The sequence below is a fragment of the Streptomyces sp. NPDC027672 genome (genome assembly GCF_055566335.1).
The window spans coordinates 66649-82496 of the sequence record NZ_JBVHSO010000021.1 but is presented as its reverse complement, the minus strand read 5'-3'; the positions used below and the strand labels follow the sequence as shown (position 1 = coordinate 82496).

General features: G+C 73.2%; 10 protein-coding genes. 4 read left to right on the top strand and 6 right to left on the bottom strand.

Annotated features, from left to right (window positions below):
* The first annotated feature begins 219 nt into the window (after positions 1 to 219).
* From ACZ4SV_RS34505 to ACZ4SV_RS34495, 3 genes are all read left to right on the top strand, one after another.
* Positions 220 to 879, top strand: coding sequence for a histidine phosphatase family protein (locus tag ACZ4SV_RS34505; protein ID WP_468010278.1), 660 nt, complete (start codon positions 220 to 222; stop codon positions 877 to 879).
* 140 nt (positions 880 to 1019) lie between these two features.
* Entirely contained in the window at positions 1020 to 1673 is a 654-nt protein-coding gene (locus tag ACZ4SV_RS34500; RefSeq protein WP_397936024.1) for a response regulator, read from the top strand.
* The gene (locus ACZ4SV_RS34495) at positions 1670 to 2773 is read left to right on the top strand and encodes a sensor histidine kinase (RefSeq protein ID WP_468010272.1); all 1104 of its coding nucleotides are present in this window, start codon (positions 1670 to 1672) and stop codon (positions 2771 to 2773) included. Before ACZ4SV_RS34500 ends, ACZ4SV_RS34495 begins: the two co-directional genes overlap by 4 nt.
* A 23-nt stretch (positions 2774 to 2796) precedes the next feature.
* Here the strand turns inward: ACZ4SV_RS34495 and ACZ4SV_RS34490 are convergent, their stop codons facing one another.
* On the bottom strand, positions 2797 to 3810 hold the full coding sequence (locus tag ACZ4SV_RS34490) for a 2-hydroxyacid dehydrogenase (protein WP_468010268.1): 1014 nt from the start codon (positions 3808 to 3810) through the stop codon (positions 2797 to 2799).
* Positions 3811 to 3913: 103 nt separating this feature from the next.
* On the bottom strand, positions 3914 to 4300 hold the full coding sequence (locus tag ACZ4SV_RS34485; RefSeq protein WP_468010264.1) for a VOC family protein: 387 nt from the start codon (positions 4298 to 4300) through the stop codon (positions 3914 to 3916).
* Between the two features lie 189 nt (positions 4301 to 4489).
* Here ACZ4SV_RS34485 and ACZ4SV_RS34480 point away from each other — a divergent pair, with 189 nt between their 5' ends.
* A complete protein-coding gene (locus ACZ4SV_RS34480) occupies positions 4490 to 5119 on the top strand; it encodes a DinB family protein (RefSeq protein ID WP_468010260.1) in 630 nt (209 codons plus the stop codon).
* A gap of 1 nt (position 5120) precedes the next feature.
* Here the strand turns inward: ACZ4SV_RS34480 and ACZ4SV_RS34475 are convergent, their stop codons facing one another.
* From ACZ4SV_RS34475 to ACZ4SV_RS34460, 4 genes are all read right to left on the bottom strand, one after another.
* On the bottom strand, positions 5121 to 6272 hold the full coding sequence (locus ACZ4SV_RS34475; RefSeq protein ID WP_468010257.1) for an LLM class flavin-dependent oxidoreductase: 1152 nt from the start codon (positions 6270 to 6272) through the stop codon (positions 5121 to 5123).
* 1 nt (position 6273) lies between these two features.
* Positions 6274 to 7038 carry a thioesterase II family protein gene (locus tag ACZ4SV_RS34470; RefSeq protein WP_468010253.1) on the bottom strand — a complete coding sequence of 255 codons (765 nt, stop codon included), beginning with the start codon at positions 7036 to 7038 and terminating at the stop codon, positions 6274 to 6276.
* A 58-nt stretch (positions 7039 to 7096) separates the two neighbouring features.
* Positions 7097 to 13195 carry an amino acid adenylation domain-containing protein gene (locus ACZ4SV_RS34465; RefSeq protein ID WP_468010249.1) on the bottom strand — a complete coding sequence of 2033 codons (6099 nt, stop codon included), beginning with the start codon at positions 13193 to 13195 and terminating at the stop codon, positions 7097 to 7099.
* A gap of 521 nt (positions 13196 to 13716) precedes the next feature.
* Entirely contained in the window at positions 13717 to 15507 is a 1791-nt protein-coding gene (locus ACZ4SV_RS34460) for an asparagine synthetase B family protein (RefSeq protein ID WP_468010246.1), read from the bottom strand.
* Positions 15508 to 15848 lie beyond the last annotated feature (341 nt).

The following is a 15848-nucleotide window of genomic DNA, read 5'->3' as shown; positions in this document are numbered from 1 at the left end:
GGTACGGCCGGTACCGGAGCGGCGGAGCCGTCGTACCGGTGCGCGAGGTTCCCGCCATCCGGCGGGGATGGTCCGGCCGGGTGCCGGATGGTCGTGGCGGCGCCGTTCCAGGACTGTGGGGAGGGAAGGGAGAGCAGTCCGGTGTGCTTCCGGCCGGCCTCCCGCTTGACGACCCGACCGGGCCGGCCCTGTGCGTCCCGGTCGAGAAGGAGGTCCCGGATGGTGACCGTGCGACTGACGATGCTGTGCGCGACCGCCTCGCCGGGCAACCGCGACCAGGTTTTCGGAGACGGGACCCGGGACGAACCGGGCCGGCGCGAGGTGAGCGCCGCGCACGCGGCCCTCCCGCCGTACGCCCGGGCCGTGCGGACACCCTCCGCTCCCTGCGCGCGGCTCGCCGAGGCCCTCGCGGTCGAGGCCGTCCCCGAGGACGCCCTGCGCGATCTGGACTACGGCGCATGGGACGGCCGCGCGCTCCGGGACATCGCCGCCGAGGACCCCCACGCCCTGTCCGTCTGGCTGACCGATCCGAACGCCGCACCGCACGGCGGCGAGTCCGTCGCCCGGCTGTGCGCACGCACGGCGGCCTGGCTGAGGACGCTGCCGGCCGGCCAGGGACACGTCCTGGCTATCACCGAGGCCACCGTGGTCCGGGCCGCGCTGGTCCATGCCCTGGCCGTACCCGCCCGGTCCTTCTGGCACCTGCGGGTGCCGCGCCTGGCCACAGTGACGCTGACCCTGCGCGACGGACTCTGGTCCGTCCGGCTCGGACAGCCCGCGGCGGCGGAGCACCGGCCGTCACCGGCCTGGGGGTCCTCGCCCGTCGCCGTGCCGGTGCCGCCGGCCGTCCCCCGTCAGTTGTGCCTCGTGGGCCGGTGACACCCGCCGGGGCCCGTTCCCGGCCCGGGTGAGACCGCTTCGGCCGCCCGGTTCGCACCACTCCCCCGGCGCCCGGCGGCGCGGTCGCCCCCGGCGTGGTACGAATCGGACACGGTACTCCCCCACAGGCTGGAGCACACGTGATCCGGGTACTGGTGGTCGACGACGAAGCCCTGATCCGCACGGGCTTCCAGCGCATCCTGGACGCCGCCGACGGCATCGAGGTCGTCGGCGCGGTCTCCGGCGGGCAGGCCCTGCGGACCGTGCGCGAGACCCGTCCCGACGTCGTCCTGCTGGACATCCGCATGCCGGACGTGGACGGCCTGACCGTCCTCAGCGAGATCCGCCGGCTGCCGGAGCCGCCGGTGGTGGCGATGCTGACCACGTTCGACATGGACGAGTACGTGGAGACGGCCCTGCGCTCGGGCGCCGCCGGCTTCCTGCTCAAGGACACCGATCCGGAGGCGCTGCCGCCCGCGGTGCAGAGCCTGGCCCGGGGCGGCACGGTGCTGTCGCCGAAGGTCACGCGCACGGTGGTGGACGGCTATCTCAGCGCCGGGACGCAGGACCGCCCGCCGAAGGCCCTGGACCGGCTGACCTCCCGGGAGCGCGAGGTGCTCGTCCTGATCGCCGAGGGCCTGTCCAACACGGACATCGCGGCCCGGATGCACCTGAGCACGGGCACCGTCAAGGACCATGTCAGCGCGATCCTGAACAAGCTGGAGGTCAGCGGACGGGTGCAGGCCGCCCTCCTCGCCCAGCGGGCCGGACTCCTCGCCGAGGGCACGGGATGACCCGGCGCCGCCCGTCCCCGCTGCTCCTGGACGGCGTGGCCGTGGCCATGGCGCTCCTCGACGTGTGGGCCCACTGGGACATCGAGGAGCGGCTGCGGATGGCCTGCGCGCTGGGCGCCGCGGTGGTCCTGCTGCTGCGCCGGCGGCAGCCGCTGCTGACGTTCGTGCTCACCCTGCCCGCCGTGCTGCTGTCGGACGCGGTCGTCGCCTGCCTGGCCGCGCTGTACACGCTCGCCTCGTTCAGCCGGCCGCGGACGCTGCTGGTCGCCTGCGCCCTGGTCTTCGCGGTCAGCGACACCACGTCCCTGCCGTCGCCGCGGTTCGATCCGACCCGTACCTCGACGCTGATCCCGCTCGGCTACAGCTTCGCCACGGCGGCCGCGGCCGTCTTCCTCGGGCAGCTCGTGCTGACCCGCCGTGCCCTGTCGCTGCGCCTGACCGAGATCTCCGAGGCGCGTGACCACCAGCAGTTGCTGACGGCCCAGGCCGCGCTGGCCAAGGAGCGCGCGCAGCTCGCGCGGGAGATGCACGACGTCGTCTCCCACCAGGTCAGTCTGATCGCCGTACGCGCGGGGGCGCTCCAGGTCGGCGCGGGCGATCCGGAGACCAAGGAGGCCGCGGCGACGATCCGGCGCTTGAGCGTGCAGACGCTGGACGAGCTGCGCCACATGGTCGGCGTCCTGCGCGCCTCCAGCGGCCACCCCACGGAGCTGACCCCGCAGCCGGCGCTCAGCGACATCCGGCGGCTGGCCGACAACTGCGGCATCCGGACCGAACTGCGCATGGAGCTGCCCGAGGGCCTGCCGCCGACCGTGCAGCGCGCGGTCTACCGCACGGTCCAGGAGGCGCTGACCAACACCCGCAAGCACGCTCCGGGCGCCACCGCGCGCATCGAGCTGACCCACGGCGACGGTTCGGTGCACGTCACGGTCACCAACAGCGCGCCGACGCAGCCGCCGCTGCCGCTGCCCGGCGCCCACCACGGTCTGATCGGTCTGCGCCAGCGCGCCGAACTCCTCGGCGGCACGATGACCTCGGGTCCGACCGCCGACGGCGGATACGAACTGCGCGTGGTGCTCCCGGCGGCCGACGCCGGGTGACGAGCCGGGCGGCGCTCGTGGCGTCAGGGGGTTACGGCGCCGACCAGCGTGTTCTCTCCGGTGCGGCCGGCGAGGTAGTCCTCGACGTTGGACACGGTCGTCCGGACGATCTGGCCCACGGCGTCCTCGGTGAAGTACGCCTGGTGCGAGGTGAGCAGGACGTTGCCGAAGGTCATCAGCCGGGCCAGGCGTTCGTCGGTCATCACCTCCAGCGACTTGTCCAGGAAGAACACGCCGGCCTCCTCCTCGTACACGTCGAGGCCCACTCCGGTGAGCCGTCCCGCGCGCAGCGTCTCCAGCAGGGCGTCGGTGTCCACCAGGCCGCCCCGGCTGGAGTTGACCAGGATCGCGTCGTCCTTCATCAGGGCCAGCGCGTCGGCGTCGACGAGGTGATGGGTGTCCGGCAGCAGCGGCACGTGCAGGCTGACCAGGTCCGCCTCGGCGAACAGCCGCTCGCGTGGCACGTACTGCATGCCGAGCGCGAGGCAGTCGGGATTCTCCGCGATGTCCCAGCCCAGCAGTCTCATCCCGAACCCGTGGGCGATCCGGGTGAACGCGGCGCCGATCTTCCCGGTGCCGACCACGCCGGCCGTCCGGCCGCGCAGGTCGCGGCCCATCAGCCCGTCGAGCCGGAAGTCGAACTCCCGGGTGCGGTGCGCGGCGCGGACGATCCGGCGGTTGACGGCCAGGGCCAGGGTCCAGGCGAACTCGGCGACCGAGTACGGCGAGTAGGACGAGACCCGGGCCACGGTGAGCCCCAGCTTCCGCGCGGCGGCGAGGTCGATGTTGTTGTAGCCGGTGGAGCGCTGGGCGATCATCCGGGCTCCGCCGTCGGCCAGCGCGCGCAGCACACCCGCGTCCAGGGTGTCGTTGACGCTGCTGAGCACGACCTCGTGGCCGACGGCCGTCGGGGCGGTGTCCCGGTCCAGGAACAGCCCCAGGCAGCGCAGTCCGTGCCGGCCGTCGAACGCCTCGTCGAACGCGGCCCGGAGCAAGGGCTCCTCGTCGGACAGGACGCCGTACGCAACGATCTCCACGTGCACTCCTCCGGTCCGGTCGGGCCCGCACGCCCCCACCGTAGGCCGTGGCCGGCCGGCGCAGCCATGCGAGATCCGCCGGGCCGGTGACCTGGGCGTCGTCCTAGTGGGTGTGCACGATCTGGACCAGGTTGCCGCAGGTGTCGTCCAGGACCGCCGTGGTGACCGTGCCCGTCTCCAGCGGCTCCTGGGTGAAGCGGACCCCGAGCCGGCGCAGCCGGTCGTACTCCGCGCGTACGTCGGTGACGGCGAAGGAGGCGGCCGGGATGCCGTCCTCGACCAGCGCCGTCTTGTACGGGCCCACCGCGGGATGGCCGGAGGGCTCCAGCAGCAGTTCGGGGCCGTCGGGGTCCTCCGGTGAGACCACGGTCAGCCACCGGTCCTCGCCGAGCGGCACGTCGTGCTTCTTCACGAAGCCCAGCGGCCCGGTGTAGAAGCGCAGGGCCTTCTCCTGGTCGTCGACGAAGACGCTGGTGAGGTGGATCTTCATGGGATGCTCTCCGGTCTGTCGGGGCTGAGCCGGTGGAGACCTGCCTATCAGGGAATCGGAGAGGAACCGTGGCCACCGGCCGCGTGTCCACGCCTGCGGGCCGCCGTACGGAAAATCGGCAGGCGGTCGCGGGGGCGGCTGTGCCAGGGTGGCGGATCGTCCGGAACCGGTCCGACACAGGAGCCTTCGATGACGGTGCCGCCCCGCCTGCTGCCGCTGCTGGAACAGTTCGACTTCGCCCGCGAGCGCCTCACCCGCCGGCTGACGGGTCCCGTCATGGACAGCGGCGACGGGACGGACACCCCGGTCGCTCCCCTGACCGACGCGGAGTACCTGTGGGAGCCGGTGCCGGACTGCTGGTCGGTACGGCGGCGCGCGGACGGGCCGGGGCCGCGCGCCACCTTCCTGGCGGGCGCCGGTGAGTGGGGACGCGACGCCGCCGCCTACCCGCATCCCTGGCCGCCGCCGTTCACCACCCTCGCGTGGCGCCTGAGCCACCTCGGCGAGATGCTGACGCTGCGCGCCGAGCACACCGCCGGCGGCCACCGGCTGACCCGGGACGACGTTCCCGTCCCCGGCGGCGCGGCGGCGGCGGTGGCCGCCTTCGACGCCGGGGCGGCGGCCTGGCGGACGGCGTTGCTGGGCGCCGACGACGCGGCGCTCGACACGGTCGGGTACTGCGGCTACCCACACGGCAGCGACCCGGAGGAGCCCTTCATCGGCGTCGTGTGGTGGGTCAACCAGGAACTGCTGCACCACGGGGCCGAGATCGCCCTGCTGCGCGACCTCTACCGGGCCCGCTCCCAGGCCGTCGAGTGAGTCACCTCGATGCCAGCAGTCCCCGCCTGCGCAGCTCCGGGGCCAGGCCGTCCGAGAGCCAGTGGGCCTCCTCCAGGTTCGGGAACCCGGAGAGGATGAATTCGCTGACGCCGATCTCGCGGTACTCCTCCAGCCGGTCGGCGACCTCCGCGTGGCTGCCGACGAACGCCAGCGCCGAGCCTCCGGCCAGGAGCCCGAAGCCGCCCCAGAGATTGGGCGCCACGTGGAGACTGTCCGGGTCCTCGATGCTGGCTCCGTCGAGGAGGCTCTGGCCCCTGGCCTGGCCGACCGAGCCTCGGGCGCCCAGCAGTGCGCGGGCCTGTGCCGCGTGGGCCGGGTCGATGCCGGCGAGGTGCCGCTCGGCGTCCGCGAACGCCTGCTCGGTGGTGTCCCGGCTGAGCAGCCAGGCGCGCAGGCCGAACCGTGGTGCCGGGCGGCCTTCGGGCACCGCCTCGGCCAGCCATTTCATCTTCTCCACGATCATGTCCAGCGGTTCGAGCCAGCTCAGATAGACATCGGCGTGCCGGGCGGCGACCGGCCGGGCGTACTCCGAGGACCCGCCGAACCAGATCTCCGGCGGCTCCGCGGGCAGGTCGCGCCCCGGGGCCGTCACGGAGGCGTCCTGCGTCGCGAAGTACTCCCCGCTGTGGTCCACCGACTCGCCCGCCAGCAGGGGCCGGACGACCCGCAGGAACTCCTCGGTGCGGGCGTACTGCACGGCCTTGTCGCCGTGGTCGCCGTAACGGCGTGCCTCCCAGCCCGGTTCACCGGTCACCACGTTCAGCGCCAGGCGGTCGTGGCCGGCGAGCCGCTGGAAGGTCGCCGCGTGGTGCGCGGTCAGCAGCGGGTGCTGGGTGCGGGGGTGCAGCGCCACCAGGAACCGCAGGGTGCGGGTGTGCGCCAGGAGCACGGAGGAGACGATCCAGGGGTCCTCGCAGGAGGACCCGGTCGGGACGAGCACCGAGGTGCACCCGGCCTCCTCCACCGCCAGGGCGATCTCCGTCAGGTAGGACAGTGTCGGTGCGCGGAAGCCGCCGGGTCCGGCGGAGCCCCGGTCGGGCAGCACGACGTTGGTGCCGCCCTGCCGGAACTGCCGGGTCTCCCCGGAGCTCGGCAGGTACCAGTGGAGGCGGATCTGGGCGTCTGTCGTCATGTCAAAGGCCCGCTTTCGAGGGGAGAGGTCGGAGCAGTGCGTTCCGGAGCGCCGCGTACACCGGTTCCGGTGCGTGCCGGAAGTAGAAGTGGTCCCCGGTGAACCACCGGGCGGTGAAGTCCCCGGCCGTCCGGTGCCGCCAGGCCAGGAGGGTGCCGGGCGGCACCGAGGTGTCCTGTTCGCCCCCGAAGACCTCGATGGGCACCGGGAGCGGATCACCGGGTTGGTGGCGGTAGGAGTCGAGCAGCCGCAAGTCGGCGCGGAACGCCTGCACGACCAGGGCGGTCAGCTCGGGGTTGGCGGTCACGTGGGGTGGCAGCGCGCCGTAGCGGGCCTCGATCTCCGCCATGAGCCGCGGGCCGCTGAGGCCCGAGAGCCCGGTGGCCGTGCGTCCGAGCTGCGGGGCGGCGTGCGCCGAGGCGATCAGCCTGCGGGGCAGCGGCTTGCCGCGGGCGCGCAGTTCCCGGATCGTCTCGTACGCGGTCAGGGCGCCGAGACTGTGTCCGAAGAACACGGCCGGCTCGGCGAACTCCGTCTCGTCCACCAGATCCCTGACGAACTCCGCGACGGTGTCCGGCTCCCGCTCGCGCGAGCGGGGGCCCCGCCCCGGCGGGCAGATGCCGTAGACCTGCACCCCGGGGAGCCGCGCGCCCCACCGGACGAACTCGCTGACGAGCGCGCCCGAGTGCGGGAAGCAGTACAGGGTGACCACAGGGCGGTCCGCCAGAGGTTTTCCGATGATCCAGGCGCTGCGTGGTCCGCTCATGACGCGTCTCGTCTCTCGGGGGGCCGGGTCGCGCGGCACGCCCGTGTCACCTCGCCGCTCACCGCCACGGCCGGTGCGGGTCGACGGGGTCGGCCAGGGCCCGCTCCGGGGCGTCCGCCAGGCCGGCGAGCAGGTCGCCGACCGCCGCGGCCAGCACGCCGGCCTGCTTCGCCGAGACCCGCGTCCCCTGGTAGGACAGCACGGCGGCCAGCTCGCCGTCCTCTTCGGCCACGGTCAGGGTGATGCCCGTCTTGGCCTCCCTGGCACCGAGCCGGTCCAGGAAGACCGGCCGCAGACGCGTGCCGCCCAGCTCCGCCTTGCGGTCGCTGCGCAGATTCATGTTCAGCGTGACATCGGTGTAGGGCGAGCGTCCTGCCTGTCGCGCCGGGGCCAGCTCCGCCAGGACGTCCTCGAACGGGGCGCCGGCGTGGGCGAACGCGTCGAGCGTCTCGGTCCTCAGCGCGGTCAGTACGTCGCCGAGCGAGGTGCCGGCGGTCACGTCGGACCGCAGCACGACGGTGTTCAGGGAGGGGCCGAGCAGGTCCGGGAAGGCGCCCCGCTCCGGCTGGACGGCGGGGACGCCCACCGTCAGAGCCGACTGGCCGGTCCAGCGGTGCACCGCGGTCACCAGCGCGGCGCCCACCACCATGAACCAGGACACCGAGGAGCGGGTCTGGAGGTGCCGCAGCCGCTGTCCCAGGCCGGCCGGCAGCGGCACCGTGACCGCCCCGTCCGGCTCGGGCGGCACCGGCGGTTCGGGGAACTCCACCGTGCTGCCGGCGCCGTCGAGCCGTGCGCGCCAGAAGTCGAGGTCACGGCGGTGCCGTTCGCCGCCGCGTGCCGCTTCGCCCGCTGCGACGAACTCGCGGTACTGGGTGCGCGGCGGCTCGGCGGGGACTCCGTCGGCTACGGCACGGTAGTAGCGGTCGAGTTCCGACAGCAGTGTCGGGACCGATTCCCCGTCGATGACGAGGTGGTGTGCGCACACCAGCAGCGCGTGCCCGTGGGGTCCGAGGTCCGCCACGGCGAACCGCAGCAGACGCCCGGACTCCAGGTCGAAGGGCTGCTCCGCGGTCTCGTCGAGCCATTGGGCCAGTTCCTCGTCCGGCTCGGCGGGGTCGGCGACGAAGACCAGCTCGATGCGGGGCCGCCACGGCTCCCGGACGGCTTGGCGCAGCACGCCGCCGTCCGTCACGAACGCGGTGCGCAGGATCTCGTGTCCCGCGACCAGTTCGGCCAGCGCACGGTTCAGCACCGCCAGGTCGAGTGGCCCCTCGGCCTTCCAGGACAGCAGGACCGTGTTGCGGGAGCGCTCCTCGACCTGCTCCGCGAGCCAGAGCTGTCGCTGGAGCGGGCCGGCCGCCGGCAGCGCGTCGGCTGCCGTCGCCGCGTGCCCGGTGACGACGGGCGCGCGGTCGCCGGGTTCGTCGGCGGCCGCCGCCGGCAGCGGAGTGACGGCGGGGGCGCGGTCGCCGAGTTCGCGGTCGACGAGCGCGGCGAGGTCGCCCAGGCGGGGGTGCTCGAACAAGGCGCGCATCGGCAGTTTCACACCGAAGTGCTGCTGGATCCGTGCGATCAGCGAGACCGCGTTCATCGAGTGCCCGCCCAGCGCGAAGAACGAGTCGTCGGGCTGCACGGCGGAGACACGGAGCAGTTCGGACCACAGCCGCCCGAGGACCGCCGCCGTGCCGCTGCCGGTGCCGGCCGGCTCCGCGGCCGCCGGTTCGGCCGGAGGTGTCCCCGGCCGGCGGCGCAGCGCTTCCCCGTCCACTTTTCCGTTGGGCGTCAACGGGATCTCCGGGACGGTGCGGAACTCGCCCGGGATCATGTAGCCGGGCACCTTGGTGGCCAGGTGGTCGTAGAGGTCGCGCCGGGTGAGCGGGGCGGTGGTGGCCACGACCCCGATGAGGCGGTCCGGTTCGGCCAGCACCGCGGCGTCGTGGACCTGCGGGTGTTCGAGCAGCGCGGCGCGCACCTCGCCGGGTTCGATGCGGTATCCGCGCAGTTGCACCTGGTCGTCGGCCCGGCCGATGAACTCCAGGGTGCCGTCCGGCCGGTACCGGGCCAGGTCGCCGCTGCGGAACAGCTTCCCGTCGCCGAACGGCGAGTCGACGAACCGCCGCGCGGTCAGCTCGGGCCGGCCGGCGTAGCCGCCCGCGACTCCGTCGCCGCCGACGTGGATCTCACCGACCGCGCCGACCGGCAGCAGCCGACGGCCCGTGAGGCGGTCCAGGAGCAGCAGCCGGGTGGTGGGGATCGGCCGGCCGATGACGCTGGCGTCCGCGTCGGCGTCCGCCCGGGTGACGGTGTGGATGCTGGCGTGCACCGTGGTCTCGGTGATGCCGTACATGTTCACCAGCCGTACGTGCGGGCGGCGTTCGAGCCAGTCGCCCAGCAGCGCCGGACGCAGGGCCTCGCCTCCGAAGATCACGTACCGCAGCCGGTTGAGCCCCGTGGGCGTCGACGGTTCCCGGTCCGCGATACGGCCGAACGCGCTCGGGGTCTGGTTGAGCACGGTGACCCCTTCGCGTTGCAGCAGCGCCCAGAACTGCTCCGGGTCGCGGGTCTGCTCCTCGGTCACGAGCACCAGCCTGCCGCCGTGCACGAGGGCGCCGAAGACCTCCCAGACGGAGAAGTCGAAGGCGTAGGAGTGGAACATCGTCCACACGTCGTTCGGTCCGAACGCGAACGGGAAGCGCTCGTTGGTGACGAGCCGCACCAGGTTCCGGTGGGTGATCACCACGCCCTTCGGCTTCCCGGTGGTGCCGGAGGTGTAGATGCAGTAGGCGGGCGCGTCGGCGGCCACCGCAGGCAGGGCGGGGTCGGTGCCGGGTTCGGCGTCGGCGGCGACGACGGTCCCCGGGAACCCGGGGAGGCCGGCGCCGTCCGGGGTCACCGCGAACCGGGTCCCGGAGTCCTCCAGGATGAAGGCCGCCCGCTCCGCCGGCCCCGCCGGGTCGACCGGCAGGTACGCGGCCCCCGCGAACAGCACGGCGAGGATGGCCTCGATCTGCCGTGGCCCGCGCGGCAGCAGCAGGGCGACGAGTTCGCCGGGCTGCACGCCGCGTTCGAGGAGGACCTTGGCGAGCCGCTCGGAGCGGGCGAGGAGCTGTCCGTAGGTGATCTCCGTGCCTTCGTGCGTCAGCGCCACGGCCTCGGGCCGGCGCCCGGCGGTCTGCCGGACCAGTTCGTGGACGGTGGTCTCCGGGTACGCGGCGCCGGTGGCGTTCCAGACCGCCAGCTGGGTGTGGCGTTCGTCGTCGGTCAGCGGGTCGAGGTCGCCGAGCGCGGTGTGCGGCTGCTTCGCGAGCTGCCGCAGGACCGCCGTGAAGTGCTCCGCGAGGGCGGCGATCTGGTCGTGGTCGAAGTAGCGGCCGTTGAAGACGAGGACGCCCCGGTGGCCGCCGTCTTCCGCGCGCAGCACGAGGTGCAGGTCGTACTTGCCGTAGCCGCCCGCGAGGCCGGTCTCCTCCTGCGGTCCGGTTCCGTCGAGGACCGTGACGAGCACGTCGAACAGGGCGGTGCGGCTCATGTCCTTGACCGGGTCGATCCGGCGGACCAGTTCGTCGAAGGGTGCGTGCTCGTGCCGCTGGGCGTGCGCGCGCTCGGCCGCGACCGCGGTCGCCAGGTGGCCGAAGGCGGTGTCCGGCCGCGCCTCGAAGCGGAGCGGCAGCAGGTTGGACAGGGGGCCGACGACGTGGCGGTCGGCGTCGTGGCGTCCCGGGTGGGTCAGGCCCAGCACCAGGTCGGTCTGTCCGGTGTACCAGCCGAGGACGGCGGTGAAGGCGGCCAGCAGCACGTCGGTGGGGGCGACGCCGAGCCGTTCGGCGAGCGCGTCGACCGCTGTGTCCGCCGGGACGGAGAAGCCGGCCGTGGCCTCCTCGTAGACGTGGACGGCGTCGCGGCGGCGCCGTTCGGGCAGGCGCAGGGGTTCGGCCGGCGGGCTGAGCACGGCGGCGCGTGCCTCGATGTCCGCGCGCCGTGCCTCGTGCGGTGTCCCCTCGTGCCAGGTGCTGAAGCTGCTGGGTTCGGGGGTGTCGCCGAGGAGCTGCCGGGCGAGGAGCCGCAGCGAGTGGTCGTCCGCGACGGCCTGGTGGGCGGTCAGCGCCAGCCAGGCCGAGCCGTCCTCGTGCGGCAGCACGGTGACGCGCAGCAGCGGGCCGCCGACCAGGTCGAACGGTGCGGTGGCGGCCGCGCGCAGCGCGTCCGGGCCGGTGCCGGCGGGCAGCCACTCGGCGCGCACCGGGACGCTCGCGTGGATGCGCTGCACCACCTGGCCGTCCACGTGGTCGAACGTGGTGCGCAGTGCCTCGTGCGCCCGCACGACCGCCGTGACGGCGGCGTCCAGCCGGGACCGTTCGGGGGTCTCGGGGAGCCGCAGGACGAGCCTGAGGTTGTGGTAGGTCGGCGCCGCCGGATAGATCTCGCCGTTCTCGAACCGGTCCACGAACCACATGCGCTGCTGGTGCGGGGAGGCGGGCCGGACGAGGACGGCGGACGCTGTCCCCGGGGCGGCACGGTCCGGCTCGGGCGGCACGGTGTCCCCGGCCGGCGGGTCGTCCGTCTCCTGCGGGGCGGCGGCCGGAGCCACCACCGACGTGAAGTCGTGCAGCCGGGGGTGGTCGAACAGGGTCCGGATCGACGCCGCCTCGGCGCCGTAGCGCTTGTTGACCGCCAGCACCAGCTTCTCCGCCAGCAGCGAGTGGCCCCCCAGCTCGAAGAACGAGTCTTCCGGGTCGATCTCCCGCACGCCGAGCACTTCGGCCCAGAGACCGGCCATCTCCGCCACCGACTCGTCGGCGGCCCTCTGTTGGGCGGGGCCGGGCCGGGTCTGTGCGACGGGCTCGGGGTCCGCCTGCACGTCCCGCCGGACGTCGATCAGCGGCGAGTCGGGGTTCTCGGCGACCGCTTCGAGTATGGACCGGTAGTCGTGGGCGAGTTCGGCTACGCGGGTGGGGCCGACGGCTCCGGTCGGGTCCTTCCACAGCACATGGGTGCCGGCGCTGTCCTCGCGCACCATCGTCGCCAGCAGGAAACCGGCGGAGCTCTCCATGCCGAGCAGCCGCAGCGACGCCCGGTGTCCGCCGTGGTGCAGGGGCAGATCCTGCACGTCGACCCCGGTCCGCAGGCCGGCGTTCCAGACCTGGAACACCGTCTGGTGGGTGCGCGCGCCCGCTTCCGGCCCGGTGAGGCCGGCCGCCCGGATGATCGCCGGCAGGGGCAGGTTGCCGTGCGCGACGGCGTCCCGCACACGGCCGTGGACCCGGCGCGACAGCGAGGCGTAGGTGTCGTCCGCCGTGGGCCGGTCCAGGATCGGCAGGGGGTTCACGAAGTCCCAGACGAGTTCGCGCAGCGACGCCGAGGACCGGCCGTGGTAGGGCACGAACGACAGGACGTCCGCGCCTCCGCCGTAGCGGCGCAGCAACGCGAAGTAGCTGCCCAGGAGCACCGAGGTGTAGGAGACGCCGATCTCGGTGGCGCGTGAGCGCAGCCGGGCGGCGAGTTCCGCGGGTATCAGCTCCTCCAGCACCGTGTACTGCGTCTCGTCGACGCTCGGCGGCAGCCGGAAGTCGAGATCCTGCCCGCCCAGCGTCTCCCGCCAGTACTCCCGGTCGGGTTCGCCTTCCGGACCGTCGGCCAGCGCGTGCGAGCGCTCGGCGTAGTGCACCAGTGCGCCGTGGTCGGGGACGACCGGGGCGGCACCCGCGTACGTCTTGCTCAGCGCTTCCAGGAGCACGAGGATCGACGCGCCGTCGAACACCAGGTGGTGCACGGCCAGGACCAGGACGGTGAAGTCCGCGCCCCGCAGCAGCTCCACCCGGGCGAGCGGTCCGCGGCGCAGGTTGAACGGCCGTTGCCAGCTTCGGCGTACGGCCTCGTCCCTGGGGAGGTCCGTCGCCGTCTCCGTCACCGGGATCTCCGGGCCGCCCGAACGGTCCAGGACCAGGCCGCCCGGTGTGGCCAGCACCCGGCCCCGGAGCTGGGGGTAGAGTTCGCCGATCTCTCCGACCGCCGCACGCAGGCGTGCCACGTCGAGCGAGCCGGTCACTTCGAACGGCGTCGGGATGATGTTCGTCCAGGCAGCCGGGTCACGTTTCCACGCGACCCAGATGGCTTCCTGCCCGACCGAGAGCGGGACCTGCTTCGGGTCACTCACAAGTGCCTCATTTCCGTCGTGTCCGGCTTCTTCTTCGCCGCCCCGGTGCTTGTCCGGTGCGGCGCAGTCAGGTCGGTCCGTGGTGGGACAGCCGGATGTGGGGGACGTCGCGCGCTGCCGCGCGCGAGAACGGGAGACGTCTGCCGGCCCCGGGGTGCCGGTATCGGTGGCTCTCCTCGCGCGGGCGAGGAGCGGGGCCGGGGGCAGACGGGTACGGCCGAAGCGGCGGGTCTCCGGGCGCGCTGCCCGGACGGTGTGGGCGGCGCCGCGTCGGCGAGTGGTGCGTGGGCGTGTTCGGGTTCCGGCGGGCGGCGGGCGGCGGGCGGCGGGCGGCGGGCGGCGGGCGGCGGGCGGCGGGCGGCGGCTTATCCGGTCGGGGTTCTTCCGGGAAGCCGGCACGGAACTCTTCCGGGAAGCCCGCACGGGCCAGGGAGCGGTGGACGTCCCGTGGTTTCCCGTCTCACCCTCTTCGCCCGTTCCGCCGCCGGATCACCCCTGGACCCGTTCCTTCCACCGCTGGATCACAGCTCGATCCGCACGTGCAGCCGCCTGAGCCACGCGTCGAGCTGCAGCACCATCTCGGCGTCCGCGCGGCCGAGCCAGCCGCCACGGTCGAGCCGGCTCGGATCGTCGACGACAGCGACGGCGGCACGTCGGTCCAGCAGCGCGTGCACCGGGGCCGCCGAGTCGTCCAGCAGCGCCCGGAGGCGGTGCACGAGAGCGGATTTGTAGTACCTGTCATAGGTGATCGGGTAGGGCACCTTCGGCCGGGTGCGCACCGACTCCGGGACCAGGTGGTGCCCGAGGGCGCGGAGCAGGCTCTTCTCCCTGCCGTCGAAGGACTTCTCCCGCGCCGGCAAGTGGTACACGGCCGACACCACCTCGGGGTCGGCGAACGGGAAGCGCACCTCCAGCCCGGCCGCCGTCGAGATCCGCTCCGAGTGCAGCACCGTCTGCTCCAGCAGCCGGGTGATCGTCAGGTGATCGATCTCGCGGGCGAGGCGGTCGGTGCGGGACGCGCCCGGCGGGTGCCGTACCTCGGCGACGGCCTCGCGGAACAGCGAGTCGATCCAGCCGGACACGTCGATGGCGGTGAGCAGACCGGCGTCGAACAGCCCGGCACCGATGCCGTACGGCAGCCCGAAACGCCGGGAACGCTCGATCCAGGGAAACGATGTCAGGGTGCGGGTGGGGTCGGGATCCCCGCCGAGCCCGGTGAACACCGCGTCCGCGCCTTCCCCGCTGAGCACCACCGGCACCGCCTCCGCGACCCGGCGTCCGAAGACGTACGGCGTGATGTTCTTGTCGCCGAACGGGGTCGGGTGGTCCTTGGCCGCGGCCACCTCGGCCAGCAGACCGGGTGCGGAGAGCTCGCGGGGGTCGATCTCGGCCTCGTGGTGCTCGCACCCGAGGAAGTCGACGACCTCCTGTGCGTACGGCCGGTCCGGAACCGGGACACCGGTCTGGTCGAACACGACCGTGAAGGTCCGCGGGGGGCGTTTCGCGAGGCCGGCGGCGAGGCCGGTCAGCACACTGGAGTCCAGTCCTCCGGACAGCAGCACGGCGGGCTCGGCGTCGCCCAGCGCACGGCGCACGGCATCGTCCAGCAGCTCTCTGACCTGCTCGACGGGGCGGTCCGGTACGGCCTCCGGCGGATCCTGCAGCGACCAGTACCGCGCCTCGGAGCCGGCACCGCCGGCCCGGAACTCGACCGTGGTTCCCGGCACCACCTCGCGCACGTCCGCGAGCACCCCGCGTCCCGGCGGGCGCAGTTGCGTGATCAACGCGCTCAGGCCGTCCGCGGTGAGCCTGGGCCGGGCCCAGGGGTGCCGCGCGAGAGTGGCGAGGTCGGAGGAGAACAGCAGGCCGTTCTCGGTCTCCAGATAGCTGAGCGGCTTGATGCCGAGGCGGTCGCGTCCGAGCAGCACCCTGTCGGCGTCCAGCACGGCGAACGCGAAGTCGCCCTGGAACCGCTCGACGGCGGCCCGCCCCCACCTGAGGTAGGCGTGGGCCACCAGTTCCGAGGGCGAGTACCCCGGGCGCAGCGCCAGCGAGGCCGCGAGGCCGGTGGCGTTGGCGAGGTGGCCGTCGAAGACCACGGCCACCGGCGGGGCCCCGGCCCGCTCGAGCACGGCCGGCCCCTTCGGCCCGGTCCAGGTGGGGCCGACCGTCTGCACAAGGGCGGCACGCTCGTGCCGCCATATCCCGTGTCCGGCTCTGCCGCGCACGGCGAGATCCGTCCGTACGCGGTGGAAGTCCGCTTCGCGTATCTCAGCCGTGGAACGAGCCGACCATCCGGCAAAACTAGACATTGAAACCTCGCGACGTCATACAGCCTCACATAATTCCCCGCTTCGAATGATGTCCGCTACACCTGCCATGTATGCCAGCTTTTTCGATGACCGCCTCATTGAGCGCCGGGCCCGGGCCGTCACCCTTTGGAACCTCACGGCAATCTAACCCGGTCACCCATCGGCGATGTTGCGGAAACATTAAATGTGCCCAGGTCGAGGCGAACACCGAGACGCCGCCAATCGACCCTCGGTCCCCCATGTGCCCCCACAAGGGAACACGCCATCCTTCAGCACGCAGTACTGCATTCCGGACAATGACGACAGTTCACCTGGGGAAACTCACAAACCTGAACCTGATC